Origin of the sequence: Labilibaculum manganireducens (assembly GCF_002843385.1) — a bacterium.
In the GTDB taxonomy this organism is placed as follows: domain Bacteria; phylum Bacteroidota; class Bacteroidia; order Bacteroidales; family Marinifilaceae; genus Labilibaculum; species Labilibaculum manganireducens.
The window spans coordinates 1-18,750 of sequence record NZ_MVDE01000028.1 but is presented as its reverse complement, the minus strand read 5'-3'; the positions used below and the strand labels follow the sequence as shown (position 1 = coordinate 18,750).

Sequence of the window (18,750 nt, the reverse complement as noted above, 5' to 3'; positions counted from 1 at the left end):
CTGCTTTATTTAAGCAGGATTTTTTTTTAGAAATCTTCTTCTTGTCTTTTCACCAGTTCTTTTGTAGAAAGTAAACCGCAGGCCGCAAAAATATCAAGTCCTCTCGATCTTCTGATCGTTGTTGTAATTCCTTTTTTCGTTAGCTGCTCTTTAAAATCTTCCATCGTTGCATCATCAGATCCGTCAAGTGGAGTATCTGGAATTGGGTGAAAACGAATCAAATTGATTCTGCATTTAATTCCATCCAAAATCCGGCAAAGCTCTTTTACATGACGGGGCGTATCGTTAATTCCTTTAAACATGATGTATTCGAAAGAAATTCTGCGCTGAAGACCAAAATCAAAATCACGAATTATTTTCAATACATCTTTTATTGGATATACATTTTGAACCGGCATCAATTTTTTTCTTTCATCTTCGAAAGGAGTATGCAGACTAACAGCCAAATGACATTCGCTGTGGTTAAGAAATTCAATCATCCCAGGAATTATTCCAATTGTAGACACGGTGATCCTTCTTGGGCTCATAGCCATTCCATAATCCGAGGTTAGAATCTCCAGGGATTTCATCAGTTCAGGAACATTATCCAAAGGTTCTCCCATTCCCATGTAAACAATATTGCTTAAATTTTCTCTTTCGGGCAAACTCCTTATTTGATTGATAATTTCGCCGCTTGATAATTGTCCCTGAAATCCTTGTTTGCCGGTCATGCAAAACAAACAACCCATTTTACAGCCAACCTGAGAAGAAACGCAAAGTGTATTTCGTTTCTGATCCGGAATGTAAGCGGTTTCTATAAATTTGTGAGCATGAGCAGTTGGGTAAAGGTATTTTTTTGTGCCATCAACCGAAACCTGTACTTTGGTTGATGCAGTAATACCAAGATCGTAATTCTCCAGCAAAGCAGTTCTTGCCTTCAACGAAAGGTTAGACATTTCTTCAATACTGATAATGTCTTTTTTATACAACCAGTCGGCAATTTGCTTAGCTGTAAATTTGGGAAGCTTTAATTCAGTAACAATTTGAATCAGTTCTTCAAGTGTTTTTCCTAAAAGGGTATCTTTGGCCATTATTCTATTTTATAATTACACGAAAGCAACGATTTTTATTCAGTCTGCTTTCATGTAAATTAAATGCATTAAAAGTAAATTTCAGCTACAATTCTTTCGTATTCAACTCCACGTTTAATCAAAAGGTCGCGAACTTCAACTACCATTTCAGGACTGCCGCATAAAAAGAAGCGGCAATTTTCCGGTAGTTCCTTTACATCCTGCAAATATCGTGTTAATCTTCCATGATACAAACCCTCCCCCTTATCTTGTGAGCAGCAACGAATGTAATTCTCTTTTAAAACAGGAATAAATTCTTTTTCAAAATAGAAAGAATGATCATATCTGCCTCCATGAATAAGGGTTTTGTTCTTGAGTAAACCTGAGCGAAACATGGCTGCATAAGGTGCAATTCCTGTTCCCGATGCAATCCACCAAGCCGGCGATTCATCATCAATAAAATCTCCGTCAGGATTTGTCACATAAAGTTCTGATCCAGGTTTAATTTCACTAAGTCTGGGGGTTAACCAGCCATCATCCTTCAAATTGTATAACACCTGAACTTCAGCGTCGTTTTCACCACTGGCTATGGTGTACAATCGTGGTGTTACACTTAAATCCGTGGTTAATCCAATGTACTGTCCGGCAGTAAAACTCTTTACTTTTTTATATTTTAAAACAAATACTCCGGGAGCAATTGCTTTGTTCTCAATTACTATGGTGGTTGAAAGTTTATTTTTTTGTTCTGTTATTGATTCCATATATTATTTGATTTTAATGGCGCAAAGATAATAAATTATTTATAAAGATTCTAAATTGTGATCAAATCAAATTTCTTTCCTTTTTGTAACTTTTATCGCAGGTTGAGCGTCTCATAATACATGAGGAATAGATTGAGAATCTGCTCTTGATTATTAATTTACTAATTCAATTTTTAAAACCCGTATAAAATGAAAACTCAAAATTTAATTAAAAGGAATCTATTACTTCTGGTCTTGTTCCTGTTTTCTCTTAATTCCTTTTCTCAAACGGTATTTGCCGATGAAAAGGCAAATTATGATGGTGTGAAAAAAATAGTTGTAGAAGGAAGATTTTGTGATGTTACCTTGTTGGGTGAAAATCGTGAGGATGTAAAATTTGAGGGGACTATTAAAGGAGTATCCAGAAATGGGAGTTCTTATAAAATCAATCACAGGTTGGAAGGGAGCACTTTGAGAGTATGGGTAGAATCACCAAGAACATCTTGGGGGAATATTGATGCATCATTAAAATTTTTAGTCCCAACACAAATGGAGATTGATGTGAAAAATTCTTCGGGAGATGTTTATTGTGAGAATATTTCTTCGGATTACACCAAAATACACGCTTCTTCGGGCGATGTGAATGTGAAAAATATAATCTCTGATCTTGAGGTGATAACAAGTTCAGGAGAGATTAGTTTGTACGAAATCAAAGGGAACCTAAACTCGCAATCAAGTTCGGGGAATCATGAATATAATAAAGTGGCCGGAAATGTAAAATGTAATGCAACCTCAGGCGATATAGAAATGGTAAATGTGATTGGAGATATTTCTTCCCGAACCTCGTCCGGAAATCAGGAGTTTGATAAAGTGGAAGGGCAAATTAAAAGTATTTCTTCTTCGGGAAATGTTGGGATTCTTAATTCAAAAACAATTCTAAATTTAACCAGTAGTTCTGGTAATTTGAGAGGACAAGGATTGGTTTTGTTGGGAGAATCCTATTTTAAAGCCACCTCGGGAGATGTTAGCATGAACTTGTTAAATGATTTTGAGCAATTGAGTTTTGATCTTTCAGCATCCTCAGGATCGCTTAGGGCGGGTAACCGTAAAGGAGATGATAACCTGTATCTCAAGAGCGGTGAAATATGGGTTCATGGAAAAACGAGCTCTGGAAATCAAACTTTTAAATAAGTAGTTGTTGGGCCTGTTCGAAAACGTACATCGTGTGTGATGTATACGTACACTTTTAAAGATGTAAATATCTTTACATTGCGTGTAATTATTTGAAAAACAGAATTATATGTATTTTGGCCTGCAGATTGTAATTGTATATTCGAAATCATTTGTTAAATGATTTCCCAAATATTGGGAGTGGTGTCCCGGGATTTTGGTTTTAATAGCATAATTAATTGGTTTTCTTTAATATGCCGTAACATTCAATTAGTTACGGCATATTATTTACCCTTATGACTTCAATTAGGTAGCAAAACCATCATGTTGCGTATTTGTTGTTTCGTAACATTTTAGAAAATGGGAAAAAAATAAATTTAACTTTTGATTAAATATAATTTTTCCAGGTAATAAACAGTTAGCGCGTTTGTAATCGGGTCAAGATTTTATTGTTAGGCAATGATACCAATAATTGTCTAACAGAAGTTCGGGAATATCTATAGGGGAAACTCCCGGACATTTTTAGTTGGTAATTGTTGGATGCAATGTGGTAATTCTAGACAACAATTCTAAAGGCTCCAAAATATAAGGGGTAACAAAGGATGCTCAAATTTGGGCATCCTTTCTTTACTTGGAAAAGTTGCGTACTCATTAATAAATCACAAAAGTGTAAAGGTGTGTGTCCGCTATAGAAACAAACGAGGGGTTAGGTTACAGCTCTGACAGAATCCTATTTTAAGTTTTCAAACCGCTAATGCCCTTATTTGTCACTTGTGTAAACCATACGGAAAATCACATTAAAAAAAAGTCGTTATCATGATTACTGGATTAGCCTGTCCCGATTAGATAGGTCGCCTGAGAGGATACTAAAAAAGCCGTCCAAAGGACGGCTTTTAATATATAAGTGGTTTTATAAAATCACCAGTTTAGCTGGGTAATTCCAAACCATAGTTTTGTTTTCTGTCAGCCTTTTTCAGTAAGAATGATAAGAAAATGGAAATTACACCACAGCCTACCAATACCAAAATCGGGATTGTATAATCTTTAGGTTGTCCTTCAGGTATTCCTTGATTTACAAAATCAAGCAGTGCTCCAATTCCCCAAAAGAATAATGCCAAACCCCAGTTTTGAAGGGTAAACATGGTAGCGTAAGCAGTTCCTAATCTGTTTTCTGCAACAATTTTAGCAACCGAAGGCCACATGGCTGCTGGTACTAAAGAGAATGCTACACCTAAACTTAATAATCCAAAATAAGCTATATATACATTATCTAATATCGATAGAGAGATATGAGCAAAAATCAGAAGTAATGATCCAAGAATCATTAAGGATGCTGCTTTTCCTTTTTTATCTACATAATTACCAAAAATAGGAGTGAATATAATTGTACCAAGAGGGATTAAACTCGCTGTTTTAGCACCATTTCCTAACCAAATTGCTAAAATATCTTTCATCACAAACAGATAAACACAGAAAGCAATCAGCGCTCCCGTTTTAAATAAAAATCTGGTTTGTTTATTTTCAAAGTTATTAGGTACAACAGCAAAAAGAATTGCAAACAAAAAGAAAATAAGATATACGCTTGAAGCTCCAATTGCTTTGCTTCCCCATAAAATTACTTCTCCCGCTTGAGGTAATATTTCTGAGAAACCGAATTTGTTTATCAATAAATCAGGAGCATATTGCATAAATGGGAAAATGGCAGCATAAAAGGTTACACAAAGAAGAGCAATGTATAAAAACGATTTGTTCTTGATTAATGCAACTAAATCAGAGAATTTAAAGTCTTCTTCAGGATCACAAACTTCGCCACTTTTATCACTATTCGCTTTTTCTTGTTTATCCAACTTAATGTCAAATACGGTATAAATCAGGAACATGATAAGGGCTAAGCCAATAAGTGAGGCTGCAAAAGTAACAGCAGGAGAAACATGTCCACCTCCAATATCTAAAGAAAGAGCTGTACCCATCGCACTGCCCAATCGGCCAAATCCCATATTGATTGCCATCGCCAAGGCAAGATCGTAACCTTTAAACCATTTTACAATGGTTCTGGTTGCTACAACACAAACAACTTCAAGTCCGGATCCAAATAGAACCCGGCCTACAATAATCATGTTTAACATGGTGCCGTGTTCAGTTCCAAAAAAACCGGAAGCAGCTAATGCGGAAATGGATCCTCCCAGAACTGCAAGACCACCGAATACAATACCTGCAACCCGTATTCCCCATTTGTCGAGCATGATACCTCCAATGATAATCATACCAAACATATTGGCAATGGTGGTTAGAGCAAGAATCCGACCAAATTCTTCACTGGAAAATCCCATTTCCGATTCCATCAGCCCTTTTAAGCCGGAAAAGAAATCCTGAAACCAGTAGGTACTAAAAGTTAGTCCCGAAAGGAGGATTAACATTGCCCAACGCATTGCAGACGAGTCGCGCAACGTTCTTTTTAATGTTTCTGTCATTTTCGTTGTATTTTTTAAATTAAACTCAGGTTTAAGAGGTTACTAAATTAAGATAAATGAATAAAAAAACAAATCAGAAACTGTATTGGGACTTATATGAAAAAAGCCGTCCCGAAGGACAGCTTTTTTTATATGATATTTACTATTTAGGCTATTTTTGAATATTTGGTAATTCTAAGCCATAACCTTTTTTCTTATCTTCCATTTTTAATAACATACCAACAATGATTGCCAGAAAACCTAGTCCTGCAAAAATAAGCATTGGGTTTGTGTAATCGTATAATGGTACTGCTGTGCCGTTAGCTTTTGCTAATGCAACTTCAGGATTCGATTGATCCAATACATATCCAATTAACAATGGAATCCCCATTAATCCCCAGTTTTGAATCCAAAAGATTAATGAAAAAGCGGTTCCCAATTGATTTTCAGGAATGATTTTTGGAACAGAAGGCCACATAGCAGAAGGGACTAAAGACAATGCAATTCCTAAAATAATTACCAAAACAACTGCAACAAACCAGTAATTTAATATTGGTAATGAGAATACAGCATGTACTAATAATATTAAGACGGCTCCAATGATCATCATAGTAGCTCCTTTGCCTTTTTTATCGTAAACGCCACCAAACAGAGGGGTTAGAAATAGTGTTCCCAATGGCAGTAAACTTGGTATAATACCTGCAAGATTTTGGTCTAAACCATACTTGTTCACCATTAAATCGGATGCATATTTGATGAATGGAAAAACCGAAGAGTAGAACAATACACACAATACAGCAATTAACCAAAAACCTTTGTTGGTCACAATACGACCTATATCGCTGAATTTAAATGGCTCTTCACTATCAGTTCCGTTCGACTCAGCAAGTGATGCATCCAGTTTTTTATCCATTGATACATAGATAAAGAAAGTGATGAAACCAATAACAAGCAATACAAATGCAAAAGCAATAGGTGCAGATACGCTTGGTCCCATTTTTTCAACTAGTTCACCGTTTACAACTTGGGTGTGTACACTTGAAAAATACGTAGCCAATGGAACAGGAGCTGCAATTGCCAGCATGGTTCCCAATCGGGCAACAGCCATTTGCATTCCCATAGCCAGAGCCATTTCGTTTCCCTTGAACCATTTTACAATGATTTTAGAAACAGTAATTCCTGCAATTTCTACACCAACACCGAAAATGGCAAATCCTACAGCAGCCATAAACACATGAGTGTGAATACCAAAAGTTGTGTCAGTAACTAAGGTTGGATTAGTGATAGCCCAATACTTAATACCAGCTCCTAAAACCATAATCCCGGATGACATAATTCCGGTAAAGCGAACCCCCATTTTATCAAGGATGATACCCCCGAAAATAAGCATTCCCAAAAATACATTTAACCAGCCATATGCACTGGTGAATATTCCATAGTTTGTACTTGACCATGCAAATTCGGATTCCAGCATTGGTTTTAAAGGAGACATTACATCGGTTAAAAAATAACCTGCAAACATTGTGATGGAAATTATTCCCAATGCTCCCCATCGTGCTGCTTTCGAATCTCGAAGAGTCAGTCTTAGTGCTTCAGTCATATTCTTTTATTTTATCTGTTAGAGTTGAGTAATTGTTTAAGGGGTGCTAAAGTAAGATTAATCCTTAAAGAAACAAAAAGCAGATATCATGTTTTATCTAAACATATCGATTCCAGATTTCTGGGCATAGTATCATATATTACTTATCTTTAGCAAGATTTTTATTTAAGTTAATCCAATGGACACATTAACAGAAAATACAGGCTTGTATACCGATTATTATGAGCTGACCATGGCTCAGGGATATTTTTTAAGTGGTAAGGAAAATGAACAAACCGTTTTTGACTACTATTACAGAACTAATCCGTACGAAGGTGGTTACCTTATTTTTGCAGGATTGCAAGACCTGCTTCAAATATTAAAAAACTTTAGTTACAGTAAAGAAAATATTGAATTTCTGAAGAAAACAGGATTGAAAGATGAGTTTCTGGAGTATTTAAAGGATTTTAAATTTACTGCCACTGTTTACAGTATGAAAGAAGGGGAAATTGTGTTCCCAAATGAACCTTTGGTAAGGGTCGAAGGAAATATAATCGAAGCTCAGTTAATTGAGACCTTACTTCTGAATTATTTGAATTTTCAGTCGTTAATTGCCACAAAAGCTTGTCGGATAAGAGATGTAATTGGTGATAAGGATTTTGCTGATTTTGGATTGCGAAGGGCTCAGGGCTTGGGTGGAATACATGCCAGCCGTGCCGCTGTGATAGGAGGAGCAAATGCAACATCGAATGTTTACAGTGCATTTAATTACGATATTCCGCTTACGGGAACACAGGCTCATGCCTGGATTCAGAGTTTTGATTACGAAGTGGAAGCATTTCGGCGTTATGCTGAAATCAATCCGGATAGTACTGTTTTACTGGTTGATACTTACAATACACTTAAATCGGGTATTCCTAATGCAATAATTGTTGCAAAGGAATTAGAAGCAAAAGGATACAAAATGATCGGCATTCGTTTGGATAGCGGCGATTTGGCCTATTTAAGTAAAAAGGCCCGAAAAATGTTGAATGAGGCTGGTTTGGAATATGTGAAAATCATCGCATCAAACCAGCTAAATGAGTATGTAATTAAAAGTTTGAACGATCAGGGCGCACAAATTGATGGTTATGGAATTGGCACTGAATTGGTTACAGGAAAAGATGCCGGAGCTTTAGATGGAGTTTATAAATTGGTTCAGAACAATGGAATCCCAAGATTGAAAATATCTGAGAATATTGAAAAAATCACCATGCCAGGAAAGAAAAAGGTGATTCGTTACTTTGATGAGGATGGAATGTTTTTTCGGGATGGTATTTTATTAGAGAATGAAGAATCGACGAATCGCTTGTTTCACCCTTTTCACAGCCATAAACACACCTATGTAACGGGCTTTTCGAGCGAAGAGCTTATGAGTAAAGTGATGGAAAACGGGGAAATATTAATTGAAAATCAATCTCCGGTCGAAATAAATGCATATGTAAGGAAGCGATTTGCACAGTTGCCTGATGAACACAAGCGGTTTATTAGTCCGCACATTTATAAAGTTGGTTTTTCAGAAAATATACTAAGTGTGAGAGATCATATTTTAATGGATTTACGATCAAAAATAAGAGAATAGCACTGTTTTTTTGATTGAGTACCATTTAAAATTAATTTCGATGCAAAATTTAGATTCCAAAATAATTCGTCCTACTCTTTTGCTTGACAAAGCAAAATGCATTGCCAATATTGAAACAATGCAGGCCAAGGCAAAGCGTTCCAATACGCGTTTGCGTCCTCATTTTAAAACACATCAATCGGCTGAGATTGGTGAGTGGTTCAAAGAAAGAGGAGTAGATTCAATTGCTGTTTCATCCATGCAAATGGCGGAATATTTTGCCAATAACGGATGGAAAGATATTACTGTTGCTATTGCTGTAAATGTGCGTGAAATTGATTTGATTAACGAATTAGCTTCAAAAATTCAGCTGAATTTAGTTGTTGAATCGCAGGAAACAATTGCGTTTTTGCAATCAGAATTAAAACATGCTGTTGGTGTATTTATTAAAGTTGATACAGGTTCTCAGCGCTCAGGTATGCCTGCTGAAGCAACTGGTTCTATTCGCTTATTGGTAAATTTAATGAATGAATCCGATAAATTAAACTGCAAGGGTTTTTTGGCTCATACAGGGCATAATTATCAGGCTTCAGATCAAAAGGAAATACACAAGAACCATAGTAAAACACTACTGGATTTAAATGAATTAAAGGATGTTTTTCGAAAAGAAATTCCTGGTCTTGAAGTATCCTTAGGGGATACACCAGCCTGCAGTATTAGCGATGAATTTTATGGGATTGATGAAATTCGTCCGGGGAATTTTGTCTTTTACGATATTATGCAATACGTGTTGGGATCGTGCGATGAGGATCAAATAGCTGTGGCGATGGCCTGTCCTGTTATTGCCAGAAATATTGATCGCAACGAATTGGTAATTCATGGTGGTGGAGTGCATTTTCCCAAAGAATATTTGGAAGCAGATGACGAGGGAACGAAACTTTTTGGCAGTATTGTTCGCATTACCAAAAATGGATGGAGTGAAATTATAGGCGGAGGGTATTTAGCAAGCCTGTCTCAGGAACATGGAATTATCCGCTGCAGCGACGAGTTATTCGATGAATTCGTAATTGGAGATTTAATTGGAATTTTGCCGGTTCATTCGTGTATGACTGCTAATTTAATGAGGCGTTTCATGACAACTGAAGGGAAATGGATTGAAACAATGAACAGTAAACAGTTGTCAGAGAACGGTGATTAGTAAACAATTATCAGTGCGATTTGTTTGCTGATGAAGGTGATGAATTATTAGGAAGTGATGCAAAGATTTAAACTTGACAAACTTAAAAAAGTTATTGTTACGGAAGTTACCTGTACCGACAATTCCAATTCTGTTATTGCTTTGTCTTTGGCATTAGGTGTATTTCTTGCATTTTCACCAGCTTGGGGTTTTCAAACAGTACTTGCAATAAGCTTAGCTTTGTTTCTGAAATTAAACAAAGTGCTGGCTTTGATAACCGTGAATATCAGTAGTATACCTCCCTTAATTCCTTTAATTGTAATTGCGGGTTATCAGACCGGAGCGCTTGTTTTGCATGGTGAATTCCAGAAGGAAGTGCCCGATTTGATGGATGTAAGGAATTTGGGTGAAAATTACCTGCAATTTGCCTTGGGTTCGTTGGTGTTTGCAATAATGATTGGTGTAATTTTCTATTTGGTGATTTTTCTGATTTTAGGAAGATATCGGAAAGTTTAAAAGAAAGCGATGGGGTTTTTTGTGATACACCCTTTCGCCTGTCGGTAACTTTCCCAGCAAGAGGAAAGATTCAACTCTTTTTTCTTTGTGTGGCTTAGTGGGTATCCTTCGAGTTTAGTTTGTGGTTAAATTCTTATGCCATAAAAAAGGAACGCACAATCGTACGTTCCTTCGATATCAGTATTTGATAATATTATTTAACTGGAATGTTTTTCAAAGTTTCCACCAAGAAATCCCAGAATTTAGTAACGGTATCAATTTTAACTTTCTCATCCGGAGAGTGAGGGAAACGGATCGTTGGTCCGAAAGAAATCATATCCCAATGAGGATAAACAGCTCCTAATAAACCACATTCCAAACCAGCGTGAATCGCTTTGATTTCAGGAATTTTTCCGTATTTTTTATTGTACACTTCCTGCATGGTTTTCAAGATTGGAGAATCCATGTTTGGTTTCCATCCAGGATATTCACCTTCCAATTTTACTTTCCCGCCAGCCAATACAAAAGTGGAAACAATTGCTTGTCCCAAATCGTCTTTTGCTGAGTTTACTGATGAACGCAATAAGGCCTGAATGGTAACAACACCATCTTCACTTACCACACGTGCAAGGTTAGTTGATGTTTCAACCAATCCCGGCATGGCATCGCTCATGCGGATAACACCGTTAGGACAAGCGTAGATAGCGTTGATTAAATTTTTCTGGCTCTTGTTTTTGAACACGTGCTTTGGAGCATCGGTTGGCTCAGCAAAAAATGCTAAATCAGGCTCTACGGCAGAAAGTTCCGCTTTGTAGATTGCTTCGTATTCAGCAACTCCGGCAAGGAATTTCTCAGTATATCTTTCAGGAACAGCAACAATTGCAAACGACTCACGGGGAATCGCATTACGCAAAGATCCACCGTCAACAGAAGACATTCTTAGTTTGTATTTTTTAGTTGCCACTTTTAAGAAGCGGAATAACAATTTGTTTGAGTTTCCACGGCCCAAAATGATTTCCATTCCTGAATGACCGCCTTTTAAGCCTTTCATGTATAGCTTGTAGCCAACATATCCTTTTTCAAGTTTGTCTTCTTTGTATTTGAAAGTAATATTGGCATCGATACCACCAGCACAACCAACATACAGTTCGCCTTCATCTTCCGAATCCATATTTAGAAGGATATCACCATCTAAAACGTCGTTTTGAAGACCAAAAGCACCGGTCATTCCTGTTTCTTCGTCAGCAGTAAATAAAGCCTCAACAGGACCATGCTCAATATCTGCAGCCTGAAGAACAGCCATTGCTGCAGCAACTCCCATTCCGTTATCAGCACCTAGAGTTGTTCCTTTTGCAGTTACCCAATCGCCGTCAATAAGTGTTTCGATAGGATCTTTTTCAAAATCGTGAACGGTGTCAGCATTTTTCTGAGGCACCATATCCAGATGACCCTGCAGTACAATTCCTTTACGGTTTTCGAAACCTGGGGTCGCCGGTTTTTTAATGATGATGTTCCCAACAGCATCTTTAATGGTTTCCAGTCCCAAATCCTGTCCGAATTTCATCATGAAATCCTGAATTGCATTTTCGTGCTTCGATGGGCGTGGTATTTGTGTTAATGAATAAAAGTTTTCCCAAATAGCCTTAGGTTCGAGGCTTAAAATTTCTTTGCTCATTAGTATATTCCTCCGTTAAATTTTAGTGTTAATTATTCAAGAGCACTAAAGGTAGTATTTTTTAGTAAAGCCGAAAAGAGAATCGGGAAAAGTGATTGTGAATTAAGGATTTTTAAGAATACAGTAAAATTAGTACCGGGATATAACGGTTCTTTTAATAAAGGGCTAATTATTTTTTTGTCCGCTTTGGGTCTTAGTAAGGCCTGGTATTTACTAGTGTTTTATTAATAACTTCATTTTAAAGAATCATCATCTTTTAAAAAATATTTTAAAAGATGATGATTCTTTGCGAAAACTATATATATTTATCCTTTCAAAAAAATGATTAAAAACGAGATTAAATTGGAATTAGAATTTCTATACGAAAAGACACTTGAAGGTACTGTTAATGCTAAAAAGAGGAAGCAGGATCAGTATCGTAGAATAATATCCCATTTGTATTATAATGGAGTTGCTTCAATTGCAGAAATTGTGAAAACGGCAAAAATGAGTCAGCCTTTGGTTGCTTCGCTTGTTGAAGATCTTTTGGGTTTTGGGGTGATTCTTGAAAATGGAATTGGAGAATCAATTGGAGGAAGACGTCCAAATTTATATTGTATGAATCCTGAATATCAATATGTAGTTGGTGTTGATATTAATCTGCATACACTCAATTTAGCTGTTTTCGACTTGAACAATCAGTTGATATACCGCGAGGAGTTTAAAGAATTTGAGTTGGAAAACAGCAGTGAGTATTGTCAGGCATTGATCGGAAAAATTAATGTTGCTCTTGATAATATAAATATTGGGAGGGAAAAGGTGTTGGCTGCAGGAATTTCAATTCCTGGTTTGGTTGATGCTGAAAATGGATTGACCCATACGCATTTGTCGTTTGCGGAAGAAGGTTTAAGGGCTTACCTGAACCGGAAACTGGGATTTCCAATTTTATTGGACAATGATGCCCGTACCATGGCATTAGGTGAGAAAGCTTTTGGAAAGGCCAAAGATAAAAAAAATGTGTTGTGCTTGAATTTAAGTAATGGTATTGGTTTAGGAATGATTTTGAATGGTGAATTGCATAGTGGTAAAAATGGATTTGCCGGTGAGTTTGGTCATATTTTAATCGATCCGGAGGGGACACTTTGTAATTGCGGGAAAATTGGCTGTTTGGAAACTTTAACATCCGGAAAGATTTTGGTGCGGCAGATAAAAGAAGGAATTGAGAAAGGTCAGGAAAGCTTTTTAGCCAAATATCAGGATGAGGGGAAAAAGATTGATTTAAGAGCTGTTGTGGATGCAATTTTAGCTGGTGATCAGTTTGCGATTGACCAATTGAACAAGATGTGTGAATATCTGGGGAAAGGTTTGGTGACTTTGATTCACTTACTGAATCCTGAAATGATAATTATTGGAGGAAGATTGGCTCAGGCAGGAAAATATATAATCAGTCCGGTAAGCATGTGGATGAATAAATATGCTATGGATAAAATTAGTTCGGAGACTGAGCTGGTAAATTCTGATTTGCTGGATGATGCCGCTCTTATGGGAACCATGGCAAACGTTATGAAAAAAATATTTAAGTAACAGTTAGTGATTAGTTAAGAAGAAAATTGTCTCCCTGTTGTTTTCAACTTGCGTTGAAGATTTGTGTAGAAGTAGTGTTCTTGACAGGGAGCAATTTTTATAAAGAATTGTGACCATCTGCCTTTTCTAAAAACCATTGGAACATTGTAGTAGTAGTGATGCACGGCAGGTGGTTGCTTTTTTTTGAGAAAATCTTTACAGAAATATTGGTAAGGATAAAATTGAAGGGTAAAAATTGATTTGAACATTGATATTTAGATAAGATATGCAACCTACGTTATTGGTATTAGCCGCAGGAATGGGAAGTCGGTATGGGGGATTGAAGCAGATCGATCCGATTGGACCAACGAATGAAACCATTATTGATTATTCGATACATGATGCAATTGAGGCCGGTTTTGGCAAGATTGTTTTTGTGATTAGAGAGAGTTTTGAGGAAGAGTTTAAAGAACTTTTTAATGCAAAATTAGCTGGTAAGATTGAAGTTGATTACGTAAATCAGGAAATAGGAAAGGTTCCTGAGGGATCAGTATATAATTTGGAACGTGAAAAACCTTGGGGAACAGGTCATGCAATTTTAATGGCTAAAGACTGTATTAATGAACCTTTTGCAGTAATTAATGCAGACGATTACTATGGAGTTGAGGCTTTTACAACGATTGCTGATTATTTAAGCAACTCTATTACTGATGAAGAAAACTGCATGGTTGGTTATCAGTTAGGCAATACCATTTCAGAAAACGGTTCGGTATCAAGAGGAGTTTGCGGAACAAATGAGAATGATCACCTGACTACCGTTGTTGAACGGACTCATATTGAGAAGTTGGAAAATGGAATCGCATACAAGGAGAATGAAGAGTGGGTTCAGCTGGTTCCGCAAACGACTGTGTCGATGAATTTTTGGGGTTTTACTCCTAAACTATTCGATTATCTGGAAGCTCAGTTTACCCTTTTTCTGAAGGAAGAAGGGGATCAGTTGAAATCTGAATTTTTTATTCCTTCTGTAGTTGCCAATATCATTAAAGATGGAAAAACACAGGTTAAAGTATTGAAGTCGGATGCTCAGTGGTTTGGAGTGACTTACCGGGAAGATAAAGAAAAAGCGGTTAAAGCGATTGGAAAATTGATAGAGAAGGGAATATATCCTTCAAAGTTGTGGGCATAATTTTATAGGAGAGAAAAATGACTTTAATAAAATCAATATCAGGTATTAGAGGTACTATTGGAGGAAGACCAGGGCAATGCTTAACACCAATGGATATCGTCAGCATATCAGGAGCTTTTGGCATGTGGCTGCAAAACAGTGGTGCAGCTAAAAAAGTGATTGTTGGCCGTGATGCCAGAATCAGCGGGGAGATGGTAAACCAATTAGTGGTTGGGGCATTGCTTTCAGTAGGTGTCGAAGTAGTTGATCTTGGATTGGCAACAACACCATCAGTAGAAATGGCTGTTACAGATTTAAAAGCCGGCGGAGGTATTATTATTACAGCAAGTCACAATCCTAAAAATTGGAATGCACTTAAATTATTAAATGCAAAAGGCGAATTTATTTCTGATCAGGATGGAAAGGATTTGCTTCGCCTTGTTGAAGCACAGGATTTCAGTTACAATGATGTTGATGATTTAGGAAAGTACTCTAAGAAAGATGATTACTTGGAAACTCATATTCAGCATATTCTTAATCTGCCTTTGGTGGATAAAAAACTGATTGAAGAAGCTGATTTTTCCATTGCAGTTGATGCTGTAAATTCGGTGGGGGGAATTGCAATTCCTCAATTACTGAAAGCTTTAGGTGTGAAAAAGGTGAAGGAAATCAATTGCTGTCCGGATGGTAATTTTGCCCATAATCCGGAACCTCTCCCTGAAAATATTGTGGAAATATCGGAATGTGTTAAGAATGAAAAGTTAGACCTTGGTATTGTTGTAGATCCGGATGTTGATCGTTTGGCTTTGGTTTGTGAAAACGGGCAGGCATTTGGAGAAGAATACACTTTGGTGTCTGTGGCTGATTATGTACTTCAGAATACAAAAGGCAGTTTAGTTGCCAATTTATCATCAACCATGGCACTTCGCGAAATTGCCAAAAAGCATGGCGTTGAGTTCTATGAATCAGCAGTAGGTGAGGTGAATGTGGTGCGCGAAATGAAGAATCATTCGGCAGTAATAGGTGGTGAGGGCAACGGAGGTGTGATTTATCCTGAACTGCACAATGGAAGAGATGCCCTTGTTGGAGTGGCATTATTTCTTACCTATCTGGCTAAATCAAAATTAACCTGCTCAGAACTGCGGGCAAGTTATCCCGACTATAAAATTATAAAAGAGAAAATAGAGTTGGAGGGTGTTTCCAATTTGGATGCAATCCTGGATCAGGTTCGCAGGAAATTTATCGATTATCCCTGCAATACCATTGACGGGTTGAAGATTAGTTTTCCTGAAGGATGGGTACACCTCAGAAAATCAAATACGGAGCCCATTATTCGAATTTACGCCGAAGCAACTACTGAGAAATATGCCGGTAATTTAGTGGATTGTGTAAAGCAGTTGATGAAAAACACAATTTGAGGAAGCGATTATTTTAGACATTAGAATATAATACAGAAATAGTAATCTTATAAATTTTAAATTATGGTAAGCGCACAAGTAGTGGATACTAAGGTAAATAGGTACGTAGTTCCTCTTATTATAGTTGGAGTCATGTTTTTTGCAATTGGATTTGCACTGGGGATAAACAGTTATATTATTCCGCTTTTAAATAAAGCTTTGGATATTTCTTCTGCCGAATCATACTTAGTGATTGCAGCTACTTTCTCAGCCTTTCTGATTTTTGGATATCCAGCATCATTGGTGATTGGTAAAATTGGCTACAAAAAAACAATGGCATTATCTTTTATCATGTTTGCAGTTGGTTTTTATTTATTTATTCCTTCTGCAAGAATGGAAAGTCTGCCTCTGTTTTTGCTGGCTTCCTTCATTAGCGGTATGGGAAATACTTTCCTGCAGGCTTCTGTGAATCCGTACATTACCATATTGGGACCTATCGAAAGTGCCGCAAAGCGGATGAGTTACATGGGGATTGCCAATAAACTGGCCTGGCCGATTGCGCCGTTATTTTTGGCTTTGATTATTGGAAAAGAAGTGGACAGTGTATCACTAACCGACATAAACATCCCTTTTTACATTATTATTGGTGTTTTTGTTCTTCTGGGAGTATTGGCACTATTGGCTAAACTGCCTGAAGTAAAAGCAGTAGGAGAAGATGAAGATTCAGCAGACGATTGTCCTTATGCAGCAAATAAAACATCAGTTTGGCAGTTTCCGCATCTTTTGTTAGGCGTGCTTGCCCTTTTCCTATATGTTGGAGTTGAAACCGTTTCGTTAGGAACCTTGGTTGATTATGCAACTGCTCTGGGCTTAGCCAATGCGGAATATTATGCATGGATTGCGCCGATAGGTATGGTTATTGGATACATCTGCGGAGCCGCTTTAATTCCTAAATATCTTAATCAGGCTACAGCTCTTCGAATTTGCGCGGTAACAGCCTTGTTTGGATCCTTAATGGTTGTGCTTTCACCTCAGGATTTATCGATTTACTTTATCTCATTTATGGCCTTGGGATGTTCTTTAATGTGGCCTGCTTTGTGGCCGCTTGCAATGACTGATTTGGGAAAATTCACTAAAGCAGGTTCATCCTTAATGGTTATCGCAATTGTTGGCGGCGCTTTAATTCCAACAATCTACGGTTTTATGAAGGATTTTGCCGGAGCACAAAATGCCTACTGGGTTTGTGTTCCTTGTTTTCTTTATATTCTTTATTACGGTTTAAAAGGACATAAAATAAGAACAAAATAATGAATCCAATTTGGGCATGAGTAATCATTTGCCGTGCCCTCATTCAAAGATGAAATATGACAAATAATTTAAAAGAAATAGCTTCGAAATTCTCTGTCGAAGGGAAAATAGCAGATATTAAACCTCTTGGGGAAGGGTTTATTAACGATACATTTATTGTAACGACCCTTGCTGAAGAAGATCCAAACTATTTATTTCAACGCAAGAATAAGAACATCTTTAAGGATGTTCCCGGAATGATGGGGAATATCTTAAAAGTGACAACTCACCTTAAGCAGAAAATAGCTGCGGCAGGCGGTGATATCATGCGCGAAGCAATGACAATTACACCTGCAAAGAATGGTGATTTGTTTTACAAAGATGAAGAGGGCGACTTTTGGACAATGTGTCTTTTTATTAAAGACAACCTGACCTATGAAGCTGCGGACAGTCCGGAATTGGCTTATGCAGGAGGAAAGGGAATCGGTAAGTTTCAATCGATGTTATCGGATATGAAAGAACCATTAGTGGATATTCTTCCAGGCTTTCATAACATCAGATTCCGTTTTAAGCAATGGGATGAAGTATTGAGTAAAGATCCTGCAGGCCGTAAGGCTGGATTGACTGAAGAGATTGCCTGGGTTGAGGATCGCCGTAAGGAAATGCTTGAATTCTGGACTTTGGTTGAGAACGGAACCATTCCTACACGAGTAACTCATAACGACACTAAAATCAACAACATACTTTTTGATAAAGAAGGAAATGATTTGTGTGTGATCGATTTGGATACCGTATTGAACAGCACCGTGCTGAATGATTACGGTGATGCTATGAGATCCTATACCAATACTGGCCTGGAAGATGATGAGAATTTGGATCAGGTGAGTATGGATATGGATATATTCAAGGCATATACCAAAGGATATCTGGAAGAAACAGTTTCGTTTTTAACAGCTTCGGAATTGGAATACCTTGCTTTTTCTGCCAAATATATCACATTCGAACAGGTTCTTCGATTCTTAATGGATTATATTGATGGAGATAACTATTATAAAATAAAATCACCGCAGCACAATTTGATCAGAACTCATGCTCAGTACAAATTATTAACAAGCATGGAAGAGCAATATGAGCAAATGAAGCAAGTGATATTCAAATACAGCAAAGAATTATCAGTGTAATAAACAAGGTTTTTGTTTCTGATACCAAACCCGGTATTTAATCGTGTGGTAGCGTAATTTAAGACAAACAGTCATTCTCTCACGAAAGTGAAGTGTTTTAAACGAGTAAGGTTAAGACAATAGTTCGTTAAGTTTTGACTTATAATGTTGAAAATGAGAAGAATAAGCAGTGTTTAAGTTTGGATAATCCCTTAAGAATCAGTATCTTAATGTTTGTTTTCGAAGCAATTATTAAGTATGACT

At 37.0% G+C, this 18,750-nt stretch carries 14 protein-coding genes; 9 read left to right on the top strand and 5 right to left on the bottom strand.

The genetic code is table 11. The features are described 5' to 3' along the window. Nucleotides 1–26 precede the first annotated feature (26 nt). Together rlmN and BZG01_RS15695 are read right to left on the bottom strand one after the other, a co-directional pair. Nucleotides 27–1,070: a dual-specificity RNA methyltransferase RlmN gene (rlmN, locus tag BZG01_RS15700; RefSeq protein ID WP_101310791.1), complete on the bottom strand. Its 1,044-nt coding sequence runs from the start codon at nt 1,068–1,070 to the stop codon at nt 27–29. A 68-nt stretch (nt 1,071–1,138) separates the two neighbouring features. Next, nucleotides 1,139–1,810: a ferredoxin--NADP reductase gene (locus BZG01_RS15695; protein WP_101310790.1), complete on the bottom strand. Its 672-nt coding sequence runs from the start codon at nt 1,808–1,810 to the stop codon at nt 1,139–1,141. 189 nt (nt 1,811–1,999) lie between these two features. On the opposite strand from BZG01_RS15695, the gene BZG01_RS15690 reads away from it, so the two are divergent. After that, entirely contained in the window at nt 2,000–2,980 is a 981-nt protein-coding gene (locus BZG01_RS15690; RefSeq protein WP_101310789.1) for a DUF4097 family beta strand repeat-containing protein, read from the top strand. Between the two features lie 905 nt (nt 2,981–3,885). On the opposite strand, the gene BZG01_RS15685 is transcribed toward BZG01_RS15690, so the two are convergent. After that, nucleotides 3,886–5,430 (bottom strand): MFS transporter, encoded by a 1,545-nt coding sequence (locus BZG01_RS15685; protein WP_101310788.1) that lies wholly within the window; start codon nt 5,428–5,430, stop codon nt 3,886–3,888. A 151-nt stretch (nt 5,431–5,581) separates the two neighbouring features. Continuing rightward, on the bottom strand, nt 5,582–7,009 hold the full coding sequence (locus BZG01_RS15680) for an MFS transporter (RefSeq protein WP_101310787.1): 1,428 nt from the start codon (nt 7,007–7,009) through the stop codon (nt 5,582–5,584). A gap of 178 nt (nt 7,010–7,187) precedes the next feature. Between BZG01_RS15680 and BZG01_RS15675 the strand changes: the two genes are divergently transcribed. From BZG01_RS15675 to BZG01_RS15665, 3 genes are read left to right on the top strand one after another with little or no spacing between them, the layout of a single operon-like run. After that, nucleotides 7,188–8,609: a nicotinate phosphoribosyltransferase gene (locus BZG01_RS15675; protein WP_101310786.1), complete on the top strand. Its 1,422-nt coding sequence runs from the start codon at nt 7,188–7,190 to the stop codon at nt 8,607–8,609. Between the two features lie 40 nt (nt 8,610–8,649). Continuing rightward, nucleotides 8,650–9,786, top strand: a complete 1,137-nt coding sequence (locus tag BZG01_RS15670; RefSeq protein ID WP_101310785.1) for an alanine racemase — start codon at nt 8,650–8,652, stop codon at nt 9,784–9,786. Between the two features lie 57 nt (nt 9,787–9,843). Further along, nucleotides 9,844–10,281 (top strand): DUF2062 domain-containing protein, encoded by a 438-nt coding sequence (locus BZG01_RS15665; RefSeq protein ID WP_101310784.1) that lies wholly within the window; start codon nt 9,844–9,846, stop codon nt 10,279–10,281. A gap of 193 nt (nt 10,282–10,474) precedes the next feature. Here the strand turns inward: BZG01_RS15665 and BZG01_RS15660 are convergent, their stop codons facing one another. After that, a complete protein-coding gene (locus BZG01_RS15660; RefSeq protein ID WP_101310783.1) occupies nt 10,475–11,935 on the bottom strand; it encodes an aminoacyl-histidine dipeptidase in 1,461 nt (486 codons plus the stop codon). Between the two features lie 321 nt (nt 11,936–12,256). Here BZG01_RS15660 and BZG01_RS15655 point away from each other — a divergent pair, with 321 nt between their 5' ends. The 5 genes from BZG01_RS15655 to BZG01_RS15635 all read left to right on the top strand — a co-directional run bounded on the left by BZG01_RS15655 (nt 12,257) and on the right by BZG01_RS15635 (nt 18,507). Continuing rightward, nucleotides 12,257–13,498 (top strand): ROK family protein, encoded by a 1,242-nt coding sequence (locus BZG01_RS15655; RefSeq protein WP_101310782.1) that lies wholly within the window; start codon nt 12,257–12,259, stop codon nt 13,496–13,498. A 265-nt stretch (nt 13,499–13,763) separates the two neighbouring features. Next, nucleotides 13,764–14,663 (top strand): nucleotidyltransferase family protein, encoded by a 900-nt coding sequence (locus BZG01_RS15650; protein ID WP_101310781.1) that lies wholly within the window; start codon nt 13,764–13,766, stop codon nt 14,661–14,663. A 17-nt stretch (nt 14,664–14,680) separates the two neighbouring features. Then, nucleotides 14,681–16,060 (top strand): phosphoglucosamine mutase, encoded by a 1,380-nt coding sequence (gene glmM / locus BZG01_RS15645; protein ID WP_101310780.1) that lies wholly within the window; start codon nt 14,681–14,683, stop codon nt 16,058–16,060. A gap of 63 nt (nt 16,061–16,123) precedes the next feature. Further along, the gene (gluP, locus tag BZG01_RS15640; protein WP_218973135.1) at nt 16,124–17,347 is read left to right on the top strand and encodes a glucose/galactose MFS transporter; all 1,224 of its coding nucleotides are present in this window, start codon (nt 16,124–16,126) and stop codon (nt 17,345–17,347) included. Nucleotides 17,348–17,403: 56 nt separating this feature from the next. Beyond that, the gene (locus tag BZG01_RS15635) at nt 17,404–18,507 is read left to right on the top strand and encodes a phosphotransferase enzyme family protein (protein ID WP_101310778.1); all 1,104 of its coding nucleotides are present in this window, start codon (nt 17,404–17,406) and stop codon (nt 18,505–18,507) included. Nucleotides 18,508–18,750 lie beyond the last annotated feature (243 nt).